At 63.8% G+C, this 17,480-nt stretch carries 17 protein-coding genes; 13 read left to right on the top strand and 4 right to left on the bottom strand.

Annotated features, from left to right (window positions below):
* Positions 1 to 85: 85 nt before the first annotated feature.
* A complete protein-coding gene (locus SO156_RS19585) occupies positions 86 to 862 on the bottom strand; it encodes an SDR family oxidoreductase (RefSeq protein ID WP_458144336.1) in 777 nt (258 codons plus the stop codon).
* Between the two features lie 178 nt (positions 863 to 1,040).
* Between SO156_RS19585 and SO156_RS19580 the strand changes: the two genes are divergently transcribed.
* The 3 genes from SO156_RS19580 to SO156_RS19570 all read left to right on the top strand — a co-directional run bounded on the left by SO156_RS19580 (position 1,041) and on the right by SO156_RS19570 (position 3,623).
* Positions 1,041 to 2,114, top strand: coding sequence for a tartrate dehydrogenase (locus SO156_RS19580; RefSeq protein ID WP_458144335.1), 1,074 nt, complete (start codon positions 1,041 to 1,043; stop codon positions 2,112 to 2,114).
* 203 nt (positions 2,115 to 2,317) lie between these two features.
* A complete protein-coding gene (locus SO156_RS19575; protein ID WP_498535936.1) occupies positions 2,318 to 2,842 on the top strand; it encodes a hypothetical protein in 525 nt (174 codons plus the stop codon).
* Between the two features lie 52 nt (positions 2,843 to 2,894).
* Positions 2,895 to 3,623: a DUF4163 domain-containing protein gene (locus SO156_RS19570; RefSeq protein ID WP_498535935.1), complete on the top strand. Its 729-nt coding sequence runs from the start codon at positions 2,895 to 2,897 to the stop codon at positions 3,621 to 3,623.
* A 31-nt stretch (positions 3,624 to 3,654) separates the two neighbouring features.
* Here the strand turns inward: SO156_RS19570 and SO156_RS19565 are convergent, their stop codons facing one another.
* Positions 3,655 to 4,905 (bottom strand): Zn-dependent hydrolase, encoded by a 1,251-nt coding sequence (locus tag SO156_RS19565; protein WP_498535934.1) that lies wholly within the window; start codon positions 4,903 to 4,905, stop codon positions 3,655 to 3,657.
* A 30-nt stretch (positions 4,906 to 4,935) separates the two neighbouring features.
* Positions 4,936 to 5,853, bottom strand: coding sequence for a LysR family transcriptional regulator (locus tag SO156_RS19560; protein ID WP_498535933.1), 918 nt, complete (start codon positions 5,851 to 5,853; stop codon positions 4,936 to 4,938).
* A gap of 120 nt (positions 5,854 to 5,973) precedes the next feature.
* Here SO156_RS19560 and SO156_RS19555 point away from each other — a divergent pair, with 120 nt between their 5' ends.
* The 6 genes from SO156_RS19555 to SO156_RS19530 all read left to right on the top strand — a co-directional run bounded on the left by SO156_RS19555 (position 5,974) and on the right by SO156_RS19530 (position 11,427).
* The gene (locus SO156_RS19555; protein ID WP_498535932.1) at positions 5,974 to 6,789 is read left to right on the top strand and encodes a putative hydro-lyase; all 816 of its coding nucleotides are present in this window, start codon (positions 5,974 to 5,976) and stop codon (positions 6,787 to 6,789) included.
* 87 nt (positions 6,790 to 6,876) lie between these two features.
* A complete protein-coding gene (locus tag SO156_RS19550) occupies positions 6,877 to 8,121 on the top strand; it encodes an ABC transporter substrate-binding protein (protein WP_458144329.1) in 1,245 nt (414 codons plus the stop codon).
* Positions 8,122 to 8,155: 34 nt separating this feature from the next.
* The gene (locus SO156_RS19545) at positions 8,156 to 9,034 is read left to right on the top strand and encodes a branched-chain amino acid ABC transporter permease (protein WP_458144328.1); all 879 of its coding nucleotides are present in this window, start codon (positions 8,156 to 8,158) and stop codon (positions 9,032 to 9,034) included.
* Positions 9,034 to 10,011, top strand: coding sequence for a branched-chain amino acid ABC transporter permease (locus SO156_RS19540; protein WP_458144327.1), 978 nt, complete (start codon positions 9,034 to 9,036; stop codon positions 10,009 to 10,011). The genes SO156_RS19545 and SO156_RS19540 overlap by 1 nt, the downstream gene beginning before the upstream one ends.
* Positions 10,008 to 10,739, top strand: a complete 732-nt coding sequence (locus SO156_RS19535) for an ABC transporter ATP-binding protein (protein WP_254106997.1) — start codon at positions 10,008 to 10,010, stop codon at positions 10,737 to 10,739. Before SO156_RS19540 ends, SO156_RS19535 begins: the two co-directional genes overlap by 4 nt.
* The gene (locus SO156_RS19530; protein ID WP_458144326.1) at positions 10,723 to 11,427 is read left to right on the top strand and encodes an ABC transporter ATP-binding protein; all 705 of its coding nucleotides are present in this window, start codon (positions 10,723 to 10,725) and stop codon (positions 11,425 to 11,427) included. Before SO156_RS19535 ends, SO156_RS19530 begins: the two co-directional genes overlap by 17 nt.
* 288 nt (positions 11,428 to 11,715) lie before the next feature.
* On the opposite strand, the gene otnC is transcribed toward SO156_RS19530, so the two are convergent.
* Positions 11,716 to 12,375, bottom strand: a complete 660-nt coding sequence (gene otnC / locus SO156_RS19525; protein ID WP_458144325.1) for a 3-oxo-tetronate 4-phosphate decarboxylase — start codon at positions 12,373 to 12,375, stop codon at positions 11,716 to 11,718.
* 118 nt (positions 12,376 to 12,493) lie between these two features.
* On the opposite strand from otnC, the gene ltnD reads away from it, so the two are divergent.
* From ltnD to SO156_RS19505, 4 genes are all read left to right on the top strand, one after another.
* Positions 12,494 to 13,408, top strand: coding sequence for an L-threonate dehydrogenase (gene ltnD, locus SO156_RS19520; RefSeq protein ID WP_458144324.1), 915 nt, complete (start codon positions 12,494 to 12,496; stop codon positions 13,406 to 13,408).
* A 13-nt stretch (positions 13,409 to 13,421) separates the two neighbouring features.
* Entirely contained in the window at positions 13,422 to 14,204 is a 783-nt protein-coding gene (gene otnI, locus SO156_RS19515; protein ID WP_498535931.1) for a 2-oxo-tetronate isomerase, read from the top strand.
* Entirely contained in the window at positions 14,201 to 15,478 is a 1,278-nt protein-coding gene (gene otnK / locus SO156_RS19510) for a 3-oxo-tetronate kinase (protein ID WP_498535930.1), read from the top strand. The genes otnI and otnK overlap by 4 nt, the downstream gene beginning before the upstream one ends.
* 180 nt (positions 15,479 to 15,658) lie before the next feature.
* Complete coding sequence (locus SO156_RS19505) at positions 15,659 to 17,350, top strand: methyl-accepting chemotaxis protein (RefSeq protein WP_498535929.1); 1,692 nt, start codon at positions 15,659 to 15,661, stop codon at positions 17,348 to 17,350.
* Positions 17,351 to 17,480 lie beyond the last annotated feature (130 nt).

The raw sequence follows: 17,480 nt of genomic DNA, 5'->3' as shown, positions 1-17,480 counted from the left end.
CCCGGAATCTCTAAATTCCGGGTTCGCCCTTCGGGCGCCCTGGAATGACCGGTTGTTGGTTCGCGCGCAACAACGAGGATAGACTCTAGCCCCAACCCGCGCTGATCCCGCCATCCACCGTATAGATGACCCCCGACGTATAGCCGGAGCGTTCCGAGGCCAGAAACGCCATCAGGTCGCCGATCTCGCGCGCATGCGCGGGCCGGCCCAGCGGCAGGCCCTTCTGGAATTCCTTGTAGCGGGTCTCGTCGCCGAATTGGTGCTTGGCGCGGGTCTTGAGCAGCGTGACGTGGCGATCGGTGCCGACCGGGCCAGGATTGATGCCGACCACGCGGATGTTGTCGGCGAGGCTCTTGCCCCCGAGCGCGCGGGTAAAGGCCATCAGCGCCGCATTGCCGGCGCTGCCGCAGATGTAGTTGGCGTCGAACTTCTCGCCGGCCGCGCCGATGTCGTTGACGATCACGCCGCCGCCGCGCGTCTTCATCTGCGCGTAGATCATGCGCGTGAGATTGATGTAGCCGAACACTTTCAATTCCCAGGCGTGACGCCAGGTCGCTTCGTCGATCTTGTCGATGGAGCCGCCGGGAATGTCGCCGGCATTGTTGACGAGGATGTCGATCTCGGCGGCATCCTTGGCGAGCCGCGCGACGTCCTCGGCCTTACGCAGGTCCACGACGCTCGTTGCCGCGTCGATCTGATGCGCCGAGCGCAAACGGTCAGCCAGCGCCTTGAGTTGGTCGCTGCTGCGGGCGGCGAGCAGGAGGTGGCATCCTTCCTCGGCGAACGCTTCAGCTGCGGCCGCGCCGATGCCTTTGGACGCGCCGGTGATCAGGACGCGCTTGCCACGCAGATGCAGGTCCATTGGGATTCTCGCTGACCTCGGGGAAGAGGATGAAATCAGTAGGCGGTCGCCCGCGCCATCGTCAACATTGCAGTGCAGCGTTGCACTGCCGACGAGTTTGGTCCATTGCAGGGCCAGCAACCACGGCTCATGGTCAGCCCGGCCAGATCAAGTCAAGACAACTTCCAGGACATTTTCGATGAGCAAGAAACAATACCGGATCGCAGTGATCCCCGGCGACGGCATCGGCAAGGAAGTGATGCCGGAGGGGCTGCGCGTGCTGGAGGCTGCCGCGAAGAAGCACGGCGTCTCCGTGCAGTTCGACCATTTCGACTTCTCGTCCTACGACTATTACGAGAAGCACGGCCAGATGATGCCTGACGATTGGAAGGAGAAGATCGGCAAGCATGATGCGATCTACTTCGGCGCGGTCGGCTGGCCGGCGAAAATTCCGGATCACGTCTCGCTGTGGGGTTCGCTGATCAAGTTCCGCCGCGAGTTCGACCAGTATGTGAACCTGCGCCCGGTCCGGCTCATGCCCGGCGTGCCGTCACCGCTCGCGAACCGCAAGCCCGGCGATATCGATTTCTGGGTGGTGCGCGAGAACACCGAAGGCGAGTATTCATCCGTCGGCGGCCGCATGTTCCCGGACACCGACCGTGAATTCGTTACGCAGCAGACCGTGATGACCCGCGTCGGCGTCGACCGCATCCTGAAATTCGCCTTCGAACTCGCGCAGTCGCGACCGAAGAAGCACCTGACTTCGGCGACGAAGTCCAACGGCATCTCGATCACCATGCCCTATTGGGACGAGCGCGTGGAGGCGATGGCGAAGAACTATCCAGGCGTGAAGTGGGACAAGTACCACATCGACATCCTGACGGCGAACTTCGTGCTGCATCCGGACTGGTTCGACGTCGTGGTCGGCTCCAACCTGTTCGGCGACATCCTCTCCGATCTCGGCCCAGCCTGCACCGGCACCATCGGCATCGCACCGTCGGGCAACATCAATCCCGAGCGCAATTTCCCGTCGGTGTTCGAGCCCGTGCACGGTTCGGCGCCCGATATCGCGGGGCAGGGCATCGCCAACCCGATCGGCATGATCTGGTCCGGCGCGATGATGTTCGAGCATCTCGGCGAGAAGGAAGCCGGCAAGTCGATCGTCGACGCCATCGAGCGCACGCTCGCCGAACGCACGCTGCGCACGAAAGACCTCGGCGGCAACGCCGACACGACCGCCTGCGGCAAGGCGGTCGCGGAGATGGTGGATTAGGCCTCGGTGCGTAGGGTGGGTTAGCGAAGCGTAACCCACCTCTTTGCTTTCCGCGCGACGGGAGAAGCGGTGGGTTACGCAACCCACCCTACGATTGCTTCGTCCGATTTTTTTCGGCGTCCCTCGAACCCGAGATCGACGGGCTTCGACAGAGTAACCAAGCCGCGGCGCAACTCTCACCCAAATCCAACCGTGAAATTCAGATGAAAAGTCCCGCTGTCTTCGTCCTGTTTCTGGCGCTGACGTCGACCACGGTCTGCCTGGCCCAGACCGCGGAGAAGCAGGCCTGCAATGTGAACGTCGACATTACCGATGCCGACCCCAAGGGCACCAACGTAAGGGCAACTCCGGGAGGAGCTGCCATCGCGTCGCTGAAGAACACTACGAGTGACGGCTGGATCGGCGTGCATGTCACCGGCCAGTTCGGCGACTGGTACGAGATCGACCGCGCCAGCCTGATCGACGCCGATCAGCCGCCCGGAGGCAAGGTCGTATTCCAGGGCAAGGGATATTTGCACAAAAGCGTGGTGGGCGTCAGCGGCATGCAAAATGGCGGTGCAGTCTATCTCAACCACGACATCAGAAGCGGCCTGGTTGATCCTCATGCCGCCGGCGATCAGCGTGTCGACATGTTGGGTTGCTGGGGTGAATTTCTCAAGGTTCATGTCAAGAAGGGCACGGGCTGGACCACGGCGGTCTGCACCAACATGAACACCACCTGCAGTTGACCATCCGAGCGGCTTCATCGCGCGATACGCGTTTTCTCCGGAGATTTCGAATATGAGGTCGTTTGCCGCAGCCGTTGTCTGCCTGGCGCTGGCAGCGGCGCCCGCGCTTGGCGCTGACTATGAGACGAGAGAAAAATCACCACTTTATGAGCTGCATCTGCGGATACCCGCGAGCGCCGTGGCGATCGCAGCGCTGAAGCTCAGGATCCTGGCGCTGTACAAAGTCGACGCCGACCAGGCCAAGAGCGACGCCAAGGACGACAGGGAAGGAAACCCGAGTTTCCATCCCTACAGCATCGACACCAACTGGCGCGTGACCTTCGAAAGCGACGCCGTGCTCAGCCTTTCAGCCGAGACCAATGCAGACACCGGCGGCGCCCATCCCAATCAGGCATTCCAGACCCTTGTCTGGGACAAGAAAGCCGACCGCGCAGTGCCGATCGATGCGCTATTCCAGCCGGAACAGGTCCGCGATGCGCTGACGGCGATCGCTGATGCGGCTGCTAAGGCCTGGGCCAGAACCTATACGCAGCGCAGCGGTCAGCAACCCGGGCCGGATACTGATGTTGCCGGGAATGGTATTGCTGCAGACCCTGACAAGCTCAAGGCCTATGCGCTGACCTACGCCAAGGGGGAGATGGCTGCCAATGGAATCGTGCTGCTGTACGGCGCAGGCCAGGCATGGCCGCATGTGCTGGGCGATTTCCGGCTAGCTGTGCCCGCAACCGTTTTCGCGAAATATCTCAAGCCGCAGTGGAAGGCCGTATTCAACGCGTCCTGACGCGAAAACTCCGCGCATGGCGCTTCTCTCCTCAGGGCGCCACGCCCGCAATCGCCAGCACGGTGTGCATCAGCACGTTGGTCCCCGCGGTGCAGTCTACCTGCGTGGCATCCTCCAGCTCGTTGTGGCTGATGCCATCCTTGCAGGGCACGAACACCATCGCCGCCGGCATCACGGTGTTGAGGTTGCAGGCATCGTGACCGGCGCCGGAGGTGATGCGGCGGCTGGAATAGCCGAGCGTATTGGCGGCATTCTCGACGGCCGCAATCAGCTTGGGGTCGAAATGCGTCGGCGCCTTGCGCCAGACCAGATCAAGCTTCACCTCGACCTTGCGGCGCGCGGCGATCTCGGCAATCGCCGCACGCAGGTCGCGATCGAGCGCGTCCATGATCGCGGCATCCGCGCTGCGGCAATCAACCGTGAAGGCGATCTCGCCGGGGATGACGTTGCGCGACGGATTTGCGATCACGGCCTCGCCGATCGTGCCGACCGCTTTCGGCCCGTGCTTCTTCGCGATGGTCTCCATCGCCAGCACGATCTCCGAGAGCGTCGCCAATGCGTCGCGACGCAGCGGCATCGGTGTCGAGCCGGCATGGCTTTCGAAGCCGGTGATATGACCGTCGTACCACAACACGCCCTGGCCCGAGTCGACGACGCCGATGGTCTTGGCTTCCGCCTCCAGGATCGGTCCCTGCTCGATATGAAGCTCGACGAAGCAGCCGAGCTTCTGGAAGCCGACCGGCTTGTCGCCGCGGTAGCCGATCGTATCCAGCGCGTGGCCCACCGTGACGCCCTCGGCATCCTTTCGCGACAGGATATCGTCGGTGGTGAAATCGCCGACATAGGCGGCAGAGGCCATCATGGCCGGCGCAAAGCGCGAGCCTTCCTCGTTGGTCCAGTTGACGACGCAGATCGGCGCCTCGGTCTCGATGCCGGCGTCGTTCAGCGTGCGGATCACCTCGAGCGCGCCGAGCGTTCCCAGAATGCCGTCATACTTGCCGCCGGTCGGCTGCGTATCGAGATGCGAGCCGATGCCGACGGGCAATTTCGACATGTCGCGGCCCTTCCGCAATCCGAACATCGAGCCCAGCGCGTCGACGTGCACCTCGAGCCCTGCGTCCTCGCATGCCTTGCGGAACCAGTCGCGCACCTGCTTGTCCTCGGTGCTCAGCGTCAGCCGCCGCACGCCGCCCTTCTGCGTCGCGCCGAATTGCGCGGTCTCGTGGATGGAGCCCCAGAGGCGCGCGGAATCGATTTGTAGATTGGTGGCGGCTCGGCTCATGCGTTCGTTCCATTCTCGTCCGGCCCACTTTCAATGACGCGCCGTCATCTCCGCGTCAACCGCGAGGCTCTTCTGCGCGATCTGCTGCGCGAGATCTGCGACACGCTCGACGGCGATGACATCGGGCGAGGCGAGCCAGCTTGCCGTGAAGGTCAGCGGCGTGATGTTCAGGTCGGTATCGAGCAGTTGCAACCGTCCGTCGGCGAGTTCTTTCTCGACGATCGCTGCAGGTATCACGGCGATGCCGAGTCCCTCGACGGCCATGTGGATGACGGTCGCAAGCGATGCGCTCGCGTGCAGCCGGATCGGCGGCAACTCGGGCCGGTCGAACACCTCGCGCACGACCTCGTAGGGTTTTGTCTTGCGCGGGAAAGTGATGATCGGAAAGCGCGCGAGGTCCTGCCGGGTGACGGGACCGTGGCCGAGCCCGAGCGAAGGGCTTGCGAGAAAGCCGATCGGATAGTCGGAGAGCATGCGATTGTGCACGCCGGCAGCCGATAGCGGCCCGACCACGAAGGCCAGCTCGATTTCCTGCGCCAAGAGGCGCGCTGTGAGGTTCGGCGTGATGTCGACCTCGATCTCCAGCGACAGGTTCGGATAGATCTCGTTCACGCTCTTGACGAGCCGCGGCAGCCAGGTGTGCACGATGGTCTCGGCGACGCCGAGCCGCATCACGCCGCGCATCGCGGACGCGTTGCCGATCTCGGCCATCATCGCCGCGCGCAGGCCGATCAGCTTCTCCGCATAGACCATCATCTGCCGTCCGCTCGGCGTCGGCGATGCGATACGATGATCGCGGTTGAGGAGCTTTACGCCCATCTCGCGCTCGAGCTGGGCGATGCGCTGGGAGATCGCCGGCTGGGTGGTGTTGAGCCGCGCCGCGGCTCCCCGGAAGCTGCCGAGCTTCACGACCCAAAGGAAGGTTTCGATCGACCTGAAGTCCAGCATTGGGAGGATTTTTTCCGGTCGATAAATGAAGTTTATCGATCTATATTAGAAAGGAAGATTAGACTTTATAACATGCTTGGTGTTCGCTGTCCTTGTCGAGATTATAGGCAGGTCGATCAAATGACTGTTTTGGTGGCAGTGCAGCAAACTGAAACAAGCGATACCCTTCCGAGCCGTCGGGCCCGGCTCGTCTACCGCGGGGGAGAGGTCGGCTCGACGGCCGGCGTCGCCCCCGGCTTCGTTCAGGGCAATCTGGCGATCCTGCCCGAGAAATACGCCAGCGCCTTTCACCGTTTCTGCCAGCTCAATCCCAAGCCGTGCCCGATCATCGGCATGTCCGATGTCGGAAGTCCTTTCATTCCGGCACTGGGCGCCGATCTCGACATCCGCACCGACGTGCCGCGCTACCGTGTGTGGCGCGACGGCGAGGTCGTGGAGGAGCCGACCGACATCACGAAACACTGGCGCGACGATCTCGTGACCTTCGTGCTGGGCTGTTCGTTCTCGTTTGAAGAGGCGCTGCTCGACGAGGGCATGCCGATCCGCCACATCGAGCACAATGTGCGCGTGCCGATGTACCGCACCAACATAGCCTGCGGCGAGTCAGGTCCGTTCGCCGGTCCCATGGTGGTGTCGATGCGTCCGTTCAAGCCGGCGGATGCGATCCGCGCGGTGCAGATCACCTCGCGCTATCCCGCTGTGCACGGCGCGCCCGTGCATCTCGGCCATCCACACCTGATCGGCATCAAGGACATTGCCAAGCCCGACTACGGCGATCCCGTGCCGGTCGCCGATGACGAGATTCCGGTGTTCTGGGCCTGCGGCGTCACGCCGCAGTCCGTGATCAACGCCGCCAGGCTGCCGTTCGCGATCACGCATTCGCCGGGCCTGATGCTGGTCACGGACCTGAAAAACAAGAACATGGCCGTGATTTAGTGGGCAGCATATGCTGCTTCTTCGGGCTTTACCGTACACACCAATCGCTCCATCGATAGCCGCAGATTTTTGCAAGGGGACGCTGCAATGACGATGAATCGCCGTGAATTGTTGCTGGGTGCAACCGCCGCTGCCGCGCTGATGCCGATCGTGGCGCGCGCGCAGACCTCCGAAGTGGTGATTGGCGCGACCTATCCGTTGTCGGGCTCCGGCGCCCAGGTGGGTGTTGATGCGCAACGGGCGTTCGAGACCGCGGTCGATATCATCAACAACGATCAAGACTTCGACCTTCCACTGGCAAAGGGCGTCGGTTTGCCCGGCCTCGGCGGCGCGAAGATCCGCATTGTGTACGCCGACCATCAGGGCGACCCGCAAAAGGGGCGCGCCGAAGCCGAGCGACTGATCACGCAGGAAAAGGTCTGCGCGGTGCTCGGCTCCTATCAGAGCGCGGTCGCGGTCACGGTCAGCCAGATCTGCGAGCGTTACCAGACGCCGTTCCTGTCGGCGGACAATTCCTCGCCCAGCCTGCATCGCCGCGGTCTGAAGTACTATTTCCGCGCCTCGCCGCATGACGAGATGTTCTCGGCCGGGATGTTCGATTTCCTCGATGCGATGAAGAAAAAGGGCACCAAGATCGAGACCTTGGCGCTGTTCCACGAGGACACGATCTTCGGCACCGACTCTGCGAATGCCCAGATCAAGCTCGCAGCCGAGCGCGGCTACAAGATCGTCGCCGACATCAAGTATCGCGCCAACTCGCCGTCGCTGTCGGCCGAAGTCCAGCAGCTCAAGGCCGCCAATGCCGACGTGCTGATGCCCTCAAGCTACACGACTGACGGCATTCTCCTGGTCAAGACCATGGCCGAGCTCGGCTACAAGCCGAACAACATCGTAGCCCAGGCCGCCGGCTTCTCCGAGAAGGCGCTCTATGATGCTGTCGGCGACAAGCTCGAGGGTGCGATCACCCGCGGCAGCTTCTCGCTCGATCTCGCCGCCAAGCGGCCCATGGTCGGCAAGATCAATGACCTGTTCAAGGCGAAGTCGGGCAAGGACCTCAACGACAACACCTCGCGGCAATTCATGGCAATGATCGTGATTGCGGACGCCATCAACCGCGCCAAGTCGACCGACGGCGAGAAGATCCGCGATGCAATGGCTGCAACCGACATACCGGGCGAGCAGACCATCATGCCCTGGAAGCGCGTCAAATTCGACGAGATGGGCCAGAACAACGATGCCGACCCGGTGCTGCTGCAATATGTCGGCGGCAAGTTCGTCACCATCTTTCCGGCGCAGGCGGCAGTGGCCGAACCGATCTGGCCGATGAAGTAGACAGGCCGCAGGGCAGGGTGGGGGACCAAGCACTGTGACAGCCGAGACCATTATCCAAAGTCTTGCGAGCGGCCTTCTCATGGGGCTGCTCTACGGGCTGATCGCCGTCGGGCTCGCTTTGATCTTCGGCCTGATGGACGTCGTGAACTTCGCTCATGGCGAGTTCCTGATGATCGCGATGTATGCGACCTTCTTCCTGTTCACGTTCTTTGCGATCGATCCCTTGCTGTCGGCGCCGCTGGTTGCTGCGGCCTTGTTCGTGTTCGGGGCCGTGATCTATCTCCTGGTCGTTCGCTTTGCGATGCGTGCCAAGGCCAATGCCGGCATGGTGCAGATCTTCGCGACCTTTGGCCTGGCGATCGTGATGCGGGGATTGGCCCAGCTCTTCTTCACGCCGGACTATCGCAGCGTCACCCACTCCTGGCTCGGCGGCAAGACCATCTCGGTCGCCGGCATCTTCCTGCCGGCGCCGCAGCTGGTTGGCGCTCTGGTGTCGATCGCGGCGTTTGCCGGGCTCTATTTCTTCATCAACCGCACCGATTTCGGCCGCGCGCTGGAGGCAACTCGTGAAGACCCCGGCGCGGTCGCGCTGGTCGGCATCGACAAGAACCGCGTGTTCGCGCTCGGATGGGGCCTTGGCGCCGCCCTGGTCGGTTTGTCCGGTGCCATCATGGCGGTCTTCTTCTACATCTATCCCGATGTCGGGGCATCCTTTGCGCTGATCGCCTATGTCACGGTGGCGCTCGGCGGCTTCGGCAGCGTGTTCGGCGCCTTTGCCGGCGGCATCATTGTCGGCCTCGTCGAGGCGACGACGGCGCTGGTGCTGCCGCCATCGCTGAAATCAGTCGGCATCTACGCCGTCTATCTCCTCGTTGTCTTCATCCGGCCGCGCGGCCTGTTCGGGTCGATGTGATGGACAAGAATTTTTCTGCGCGGCGCCGCCGCGACCTGATCATTGCCGCCGTGTTGGCGGTGATCGCGGCACTGGTGCCGCTGTTCGTGAAGGACGTCTACGTCCAGAACATCATGATCCTGACGCTGATGTACGCAGCGTTATCGCAGAGCTGGAATATCCTCTCCGGTTATTGCGGACAGATTTCGCTCGGCCACGCCCTTTATTTCGGGTTGGGTGCCTATACCACCGCGCTTCTCTTCATGAAGTTCGGGGTGCTGCCGTGGTTCGGGATGATCGCCGGCGGATTGATCTCCGCAGCGATCGCGATGGCGCTCGGCTATCCCTGTTTCCGCCTCGGCGGCCACTATTTCGCGATTGCTACCATCGTGATCGCCGAGATTGCGCTGCTGTTGATCCAGAACTGGGATTGGGCGGGCGCGGCGCTCGGCATCGACATTCCCGTGCGCGGCGACAGTTGGTTGAAGTTCCAGTTCACGCGAAGCAAGCTGCCCTACTTCTACTTTGCCCTCGCGCTCGCCTGCGTCGCCTGGTTCGTCACCTGGTGGCTGGAAGATTCCAAATGGGGCTTCTGGTGGCGCGCAGTGAAGGATAATCCGCAGGCGGCCGAGAGTCTGGGCGTCGACGTGTTCGATTCCAAGATGGGCGCCGCAGCCGTCTCGGCCTTTCTCGTCGCGGTCGGCGGCAGCTTCTACGCGCAGTTCGTCTCCTATATAGATCCCGAAAGCGTGATGGGTTTCCAGTTCTCGCTGCTGATGGCGCTGCCGGCGGTGCTGGGCGGGATCGGCACCCTCTGGGGGCCCGCGCTCGGCGCGATCATCCTGATCCCGCTGACGGAATTGACGCGCTCCTATATCGGCGGTTCGGGGCGCGGCGTCGATCTCATCGTCTATGGCTCACTGATCATCCTGATCTCGCTGGCGCTGCCGCGGGGACTGGTGAGCCTGTTCTCCTCGCGCAAGGGAGCCGCACGATGACCGCGCTCCTCGAAACGCGCGGCGTCTGGCAGCGCTTTGGCGGCCTCGTCGCCAACTCCGACGTCTCGATCTCGGTCGGCCGCGGCGAGATCGTCGGGCTGATCGGCCCCAACGGCGCCGGCAAGTCGACGCTGTTCAATCTCATCGCCGGCGTCCTGCCGCCGACGCAAGGCTCGATCTGGTTCGACGGCGAGGACGTCACGCGCATGCCGGCAGCCGAGCGCTGCCAGCGCGGCGTCGGGCGCACCTTCCAGGTCGTCAAGAGCTTTGAGACCATGACCGTCATCGACAACGTCATCGTCGGCGCGCTGGTGCGCAACACCGTGATGCGCGAGGCCCGTCGCAAGGCGCATGAGGTGCTGGAGTTCACCGGCCTTGCAGCGCGCGCCGGCGTGCTCGCAAGCGACCTCGTGCCGGCCGAGAAGCGGCGCCTCGAAGTGGCGCGCGCGCTTGCGACCGAACCGAAGCTCCTGCTGCTCGATGAAGTCCTCACCGGCCTCACGCCGACGGAAGCGCAGACCGGCGTCGCGCTGGTGCGCAAGGTGCGCGATGCCGGCATCACCGTGCTCATGGTCGAGCATGTCATGGAGATCGTGATGCCGCTGGTCGACCGCGCCATCGTGCTCGACCTCGGCAAGGTGCTGGTCGAGGGCAAGCCGGCCGACGTGGTCCGCGATCCCAAGGTGATCAGCGCATATCTGGGAGATCGTCATGCTCAAAGTGCATGAAATCACGACCGCCTATCAGGGGCTGGTTGCGATCTCCTCCGTGTCGATCGACGTCGAGAAGGGCGAGATCGTCTGCGTCGCCGGCGCCAACGGTGCGGGCAAGTCGACGCTGCTGAAATCCATCGCTGGCGCCGAGCGCCCGCGCTCTGGCACCGTGACGTTCGACGGCAAGCGGCTCGACGGCATGGCGCAGCATCGCATCACGGCCACTGGCATCGCCTATGTGCCGGAGAACCGCCGCCTGTTCCCGCGCCTGTCGGTGCGCGACAATCTTCGCCTTGGCAGCTATCTCTACCGCGGCGAGGCGGATCGCGAAGGGCCGCTCGACCTCGTGTTCAATCTGTTCCCGCGTCTGTCCGAACGGCTCGAGCAGCGCGCCGAAACGCTCTCCGGCGGTGAGCAGCAGATGCTCGCGATCGGCCGCGCGTTGATGACGCGCCCACGGCTGTTGATGCTCGACGAGCCCTCGCAGGGCATCATGCCAAAGCTCGTCGACGAGATTTTTCAGGCCGTCAAGCGCATCCGCGACGCCGGCATGACCGTGCTGATCGTCGAGCAACGCATGGCCGAGTGCCTGGAGATCGCCGATCGCGCCTACATCCTGCAAACCGGCCGCGTGCTGATGCAGGGCCCTTCCGCCGAGATCAAGGGCAACCCGGACGTACGCAAGGCGTATCTGGGGCTCTAGCCGCGAAGAACATTTCGTAGACTGGGCGACGGCGCGCAAGCGCCGTGCCAGCCGTTTTTGTGGCAGCATAGTTGGTGGGCACGCTTCGCTTTGCCCACCCTACGAGATGCAAAGTCTTGGGCACGCGCGTCCCGCGCTGCCGGTGTCATCGCCCGACTTGATCGGGCGATCCAGTACTCCGAGACGCCAGAGAGATACGGATGAGCTGCAGCGTACTGGATTCCCCGCTTTCGCGGGGAATGACATCGATCGCGGAGGTGCCGCTATGCCGCCCTTGGCCGCGCTACACTAGTGCTCATGCTCCGGCAGCGTCAGCCCGTACACCTTCACGAGATCCTTCACCTGCTCCGGCGACAGATGCCGCGCGTTCAACCCGCGCAGCAGCAGATAGAGCTTCGCCGTCTCCTCCAGCTCCTCCGTCGCGAACACGGCGGCTTCCAGCGTGTCGCCGGCGACGACCGGGCCGTGATTGGCGAGCAGCACGGATGAATATTTCCCGGCCAGCCCCTTGATCGCATCCGCCACCGCCGGATCGCCAGGGCGGTAATAGGGCACGAGCGCGGTGGCGCCGCATTTCATCAGATAGTAGGCCGTCATCGGCGGCAATGCGGCGCGCGGATCGATCTCGGGCAGCATCGAGAGCGCAACCGAATGGGTCGAGTGCAGATGCACGATCGCGCGCGCCGCGCCCCGCGTCTCATAGAGCGCGGTGTGCAGCGGAACCTCCTTGGTCGGCGCATCGCCGGAGATGAGCCGGCCGGATTGATCCAGCCGTGACAGCCGCGCTGGATCGAGGAAGCCGAGCGAGGCGTTGGTCGGCGTCACCAGCCAGCCGCCGTCGGGAAGCTTGACGCTGATATTGCCGGACGAGCCCGGCGTCAGACCGCGCTCGAACAGCGAACGGCCGAAGCGGCAGATATCCTCGCGAAGTTTGCTCTCATTGCTCATGGAAGGGACGCCTCGTGCACTCGTTGTCTCACGCTTTGGCAGCGCGGCCAAGCCGTGATATGCGGTTCACGAGGCCGCCGAGACCGGCCATTGAGGAACGTTCCAAGGGATCAATAGCATGTCGTCAGCCTCGCAGAACCCGCGTATCGCCGTCATCGGGCTCGGCTCGATGGGCTTTGGCATGGCCACATCGCTGAAACGGGCGGGATTTGCCGTCACCGGCTGCGACGTCTCGGCCGACTCGGTCGCGCGCTTCGTGAAGGACGGCGGCGCCGGCGCAAAGTCGCCGGCGGAGGCGGCGAGGGACGCCGACATCGTCGTCAGCGTCGTCGTCAACGCGGCGCAGACTGAGGCGATCCTGTTCGGCCAAAGCGGGGCCGCGGAGACCATGCCGAGGGACAGCGTCTTCATCTCCTCCGCCACCATGGACCCCGACGTCGCCCGGCGCCTCGCAAAGCAGCTCGAGGAAACCGGCCGGCACTACCTGGATGCGCCGATCTCCGGCGGCGCGCAGCGCGCCGCGCAAGGCGAATTGACCATCCTCGCCTCCGGCAGTCCGGCCGCGTTCGCCAAGGCGCGCCCCGCGCTCGATGCCATGGCGGCCAAGCTCTACGAGCTCGGCGATGCCGCGGGCCAGGGCGCCGCCTTCAAGATGATCAACCAGCTCCTCGCCGGCGTGCACATCGCCGCGGCCAGCGAAGCGATCGCCTTCGCCGCCAAGCAGGGTCTCGACATCCGGAAAGTGTATGAGGTGATCACGGCGTCGGCCGGCAATTCCTGGATGTTCGAGAACCGCATGCCGCATGTGCTCGACGGCGACTACACCCCGCGCAGCGCGGTCGAGATTTTCGTGAAGGACCTCGGCATCATCCAGGACATGGCGCGGTCGGCAAAATTCCCGGTGCCGGTCTCGGCCGCTGCTCTCCAGATGTTCCTCATGACCGCAGCGGCCGGCATGGGCCGAGACGACGATGCGTCGGTGGCGCGGATGTATGCGCAGGTCACCGGCGTGAAGCTGCCAGGCGATAAATAACAAGAGGATTCCGATGCCCCGCTTTGCCGCCAACCTCTCGATGATGTTCATCGAGGTACCGTTCCTCGACCGCTTCGATGCCGCCGCACAGGCCGGTTTCACCGCCGTCGAATTCCTGTTTCCATATGAGCACCCGGCCGAAGCGGTCGGCGAGCGCTTGAAGCGCAACGAATTGACGCAGGCGCTGTTCAACCTGCCGCCCGGCAATTGGGACGCCGGCGAGAAGGGCTTTGCGGCGCTGCCTTCGCGCTTTGCCGATCTCAAGCAGAGTCTCGAGACGGCGCTGCCCTATGCCAAAGCGACCGGCGTCAAGCGGTTGCACCTGATGGCCGGCATGGCCAACCGCGGCGACCGTCTCGCGATCGAGGCCTTCTACAAGTCGGTGACGTGGGCCGCGGAGTTCTTTGCGCCGCATGGCATCGACATCGTGATCGAGCCGATCAACCCGCGCAACGTCCCCGGCTATTTCCTCAATGACTTCGGCTTCGCGCGCGACGTGGTCGAGGAACTGAGGATCCCGAACCTCAAGCTCCAATTCGACATCTATCACTGCCAGATCATCCACGGCGACGTCACCATGCGCCTGCGCGAGATGATGCCGATCATCGGCCATATCCAGATCGCCAGCATTCCCTCGCGCAACGAGCCCGATAGCGAGGAGCTGAACTATCCCTTCCTGTTCGCCGAGCTCGACCGGCTCGGCTATGCCGGCTTCGTCGGCTGCGAATACAATCCGCGCGGCAAGACCGCCGATGGTCTCGCCTGGTTCAAGCCTTATGCCGGAGCAAAGTCGTGACACTTGCGCTGGGTTGTATCGCCGACGACTATACCGGCGCCTCCGATCTCGCCAACACGCTGACGCGCGCGGGCCTGCGTACCGTGCAGACCATCGGCGTGCCGTCCGACGACCTGGCGCTACCCGAGGTCGATGCCGTCGTGGTATCGCTGAAGAGTCGCTCGATCGAGGCAGGCCTTGCGGTGACGCGCTCGCGCGCGGCGGAGAAATGGCTGCGCGGCCGCGGCGCGAGTCACGTGCTGTTCAAGATCTGCTCGACCTTCGATTCCACCGACGCGGGCAATATCGGCCCGGTGATGGACGCGCTGCGCGACGACTGCGGCGAGACGATCGTGCTGGTGACGCCGGCCTTCCCGGAGACCGGCCGCACCGTCTACCAGGGCAATCTCTTCGTCGGCACCGTTCCGCTCAACGAAAGCCCGCTGAAGGACCACCCGCTCAACCCGATGCACGATTCCAACCTGGTGCGGGTCCTGGCGCGGCAGAGCAGGACCAAGGTCGGTCTCGTCAACCTCGGAAGCGTGACGCGTGGCGCCGATGCCGTGCGCGCGCAGCTCGCGGAGCTGTCGGCCAGGGGCACGGGAGCGGCGATCATCGATGCCGTGTTCGATCGCGATCTCGAGACCATCGGCCTCGTCGCAGCTGGCCATCGGCTGTTGGTCGGCGCCTCCGGCATCGGCCTTGGGCTGGCGCGGGCGCTCGTCTCCACGGGGAGGGTGAGTCCGATTGTCGCAGCCGCCGACGCGAGCGCGCCGGTCGGCGGACCGGCGGCGTGTCTCGCCGGAAGCTGCTCGCAGGCGACCCTTCAGCAGATCGCGAATGCCGAACGTGTCATGCCGGTGTTACATTTAAACCCCGAGCAAATTGTCGCAGGTGGAAGCGAAGCGCAGCGCGCGCTCGCCTGGGCGAAGCCCCGGCTCGCTGATGGTCCGGTGCTGATCGCTTCGAGCGCCACGCCCGAGGCAGTCGGTGCGGTGCAGGCGCGTTACGGCCGAGATGCCGCCGGTCACGCGATCGAGCAGGCCATGGCGGATATCGCCGAAGGATTGGTGCAGTCGGGTGTTCGGCGTCTTGTCGTTGCCGGCGGCGAGACATCGGGCGCCGTCGTCGATCGCCTGAAAATTCCAGGCTTTCTCGTTGGCGCGGAGATCGCTGCGGGAGTCCCGGTATTGCGCGCGGTGGGCGCAAACGAAGGCAGCATGCTGCTTGCCCTAAAATCAGGCAATTTCGGCGGGCCGGAGTTTTTCTCCGACGCGCTTGGGCTCATGCGCTGAGCGCAGGGCTGTCTTAGTCCTCTGTTTATTTCTTTCGGGTTCCGTACTCGTACGGAGTCGTAGTTAACATCTGCTCAGGTCGTTTGTTGTTTGATGTCGGCCGCACTCCCTTTGGTTGCAGCCATTTCATGACGCGCGGTCGTGGCCCAAAGCCGCGATCCAAGACAAGAGACCCTAGCAATGCTCGCGAAAATTTCCATTCGTGCCAAGATCATCAGCGTCGTGGCCTTCCTTCTGGCCGCGATGGCCGGCATGGGTGTGCTTGCCGTCATCAAGATGCGGGCGATCAACGCCAACACCGTCGATATCGCAACGAGCTGGATGCCGAGCGTTCGGGTGCTCGGCGAGGTCCGCGCCAACGTCCTCACCTATCGCACCGTGGTACGCGCTCACATGTTGGCCGAGACGATCGAGGAAAAGCTTGCGGCAGAAAAGACGGCCGGGGACGTGATCGACGCGCTGGCCAAGTCCCGCAAGCAATACGAGCCGATGATCACCTCGCCAGAGGAGCGAGCGCTGTATACCGAATGGTCCAAGCTGTGGGACGACTACAAGAAGGGTACGGACGATGTCATGGCGCTGTCGCGCAAGGATGTCGGCAAGATCTCGCACGAAGCGCGTGAGCTGAACACCAAAGCCGTCGGTAAGATCGGCCTGCAATCGGACGAGGTGCTGAGAAAGGATATCGAGCTCAACAACAAAGGCGGCAACCAGGCCGCCCAGGATGCCGCCGACAGCTATGCCTTCGCCTTCATGCTGGTCTGCGTCATTCTCGGCGTCGCGCTCGTCATCGGCATCGGCGTCAGCTTCTACATGATCCGCGATGTCTCCAGCGGCATCAATTCCATCGTCAAGCCGATGCAGGCGCTCGGCAAGGGTGACCTGAGCGCGGAAGTGCCGCATCGGGGAGAGAAGACCGAGATCGGCGCCATGGCCGATGCGCTTCAGGTGTTCAAGGAGGCGTTGGTCGCCAAGAAGGCGGCTGACGAAGCCGCCGCGCGTGATGCGGAGGTCAAGATCGAGCGCGGCCGCCGCGTCGACAACATTACCCGCGAATTCGAATCCATGATCGGCGAAATCGTGCAGACCGTCTCATCGGCCTCGACCCAGCTCGAAGCCTCTGCCTCGACTCTGACGGCGACCGCCGATCGCTCCCAGCAGATGGCGACCACGGTCGCCGCCGCTTCGGAAGAAGCCTCCACCAACGTGCAGTCGGTGGCTTCAGCCACCGAGGAGATGGCTTCGTCGGTCGGCGAGATCAGCCGCCAGGTCCAGGAATCGGCGCGGATGGCGGGCGACGCCGTCGGCCAGGCTCGCACCACCAGCGAACGCGTCAGCCAGCTCTCCAAGGCCGCCTCGCGCATCGGCGACGTCGTCGAGTTGATCAACACCATCGCTGGCCAGACCAACCTTTTGGCGCTGAACGCGACCATCGAGGCGGCGCGTGCCGGCGAAGCCGGCCGCGGCTTCGCAGTGGTGGCATCCGAAGTGAAGGCGCTCGCCGAGCAGACTGCGAAGGCGACCGGCGAGATCGGCCAGCAAATCACCGGCATCCAGGCCGCCACCAACGACTCCGTCGGCGCGATCAAGGAAATCTCCTCGACCATCGAACGCCTCTCCGAGATCTCTTCGGCGATTGCGGCGGCCGTGGAAGAGCAGGGCGCAGCGACCCAGGAGATCGCCCGCAACGTGCAGCAGGCGGCGCAGGGCACCCAGCAGGTCTCCTCCAACATCACCGACGTGCAGCGCGGCGCGACCGAGACCGGCACGGCCTCCTCGCAGGTGCTGTCGGCGGCGCAGATGCTGTCGAACGACTCGAGCCGCCTGAAGACCGAGGTCAGCAAGTTCCTGACCAACGTGCGCGCGGCGTAGTTCAAAGTTGCCGGCCAATTCCGTCATCCTGACAGCTTGTGAGTTTTCTCGTCATCCCGGGGCGCGACGAAGTCGCGAGCCCGGAATCCATCGGGACGCACAGACTGCCGCGCAGTGGATTCCGGGCTCG

Source organism: Bradyrhizobium sp. UFLA05-125, from assembly GCF_059803515.1.
Note: the sequence above shows the minus strand (reverse complement) of the source record. Positions and strands in the feature narration are given on the sequence as shown.

Coding starts and splice junctions, on each gene's coding strand:
- SO156_RS19535 (WP_254106997.1), top strand. CDS start 10,008: ATGACCGCGCTCCTCGAAACGCGCGGCGTCTGGCAGCGCTTTGGCGGC.
- SO156_RS19570 (WP_498535935.1), top strand. CDS start 2,895: ATGAGGTCGTTTGCCGCAGCCGTTGTCTGCCTGGCGCTGGCAGCGGCG.
- SO156_RS19530 (WP_458144326.1), top strand. CDS start 10,723: ATGCTCAAAGTGCATGAAATCACGACCGCCTATCAGGGGCTGGTTGCG.
- SO156_RS19580 (WP_458144335.1), top strand. CDS start 1,041: ATGAGCAAGAAACAATACCGGATCGCAGTGATCCCCGGCGACGGCATC.
- SO156_RS19585 (WP_458144336.1), bottom strand. CDS start 862: ATGGACCTGCATCTGCGTGGCAAGCGCGTCCTGATCACCGGCGCGTCC.
- SO156_RS19555 (WP_498535932.1), top strand. CDS start 5,974: ATGACTGTTTTGGTGGCAGTGCAGCAAACTGAAACAAGCGATACCCTT.
- otnI (WP_498535931.1), top strand. CDS start 13,422: ATGCCCCGCTTTGCCGCCAACCTCTCGATGATGTTCATCGAGGTACCG.
- SO156_RS19565 (WP_498535934.1), bottom strand. CDS start 4,905: ATGAGCCGAGCCGCCACCAATCTACAAATCGATTCCGCGCGCCTCTGG.
- otnC (WP_458144325.1), bottom strand. CDS start 12,375: ATGAGCAATGAGAGCAAACTTCGCGAGGATATCTGCCGCTTCGGCCGT.
- SO156_RS19540 (WP_458144327.1), top strand. CDS start 9,034: ATGGACAAGAATTTTTCTGCGCGGCGCCGCCGCGACCTGATCATTGCC.
- ltnD (WP_458144324.1), top strand. CDS start 12,494: ATGTCGTCAGCCTCGCAGAACCCGCGTATCGCCGTCATCGGGCTCGGC.
- SO156_RS19560 (WP_498535933.1), bottom strand. CDS start 5,853: ATGCTGGACTTCAGGTCGATCGAAACCTTCCTTTGGGTCGTGAAGCTC.
- SO156_RS19575 (WP_498535936.1), top strand. CDS start 2,318: ATGAAAAGTCCCGCTGTCTTCGTCCTGTTTCTGGCGCTGACGTCGACC.
- SO156_RS19505 (WP_498535929.1), top strand. CDS start 15,659: ATGCTCGCGAAAATTTCCATTCGTGCCAAGATCATCAGCGTCGTGGCC.
- SO156_RS19550 (WP_458144329.1), top strand. CDS start 6,877: ATGACGATGAATCGCCGTGAATTGTTGCTGGGTGCAACCGCCGCTGCC.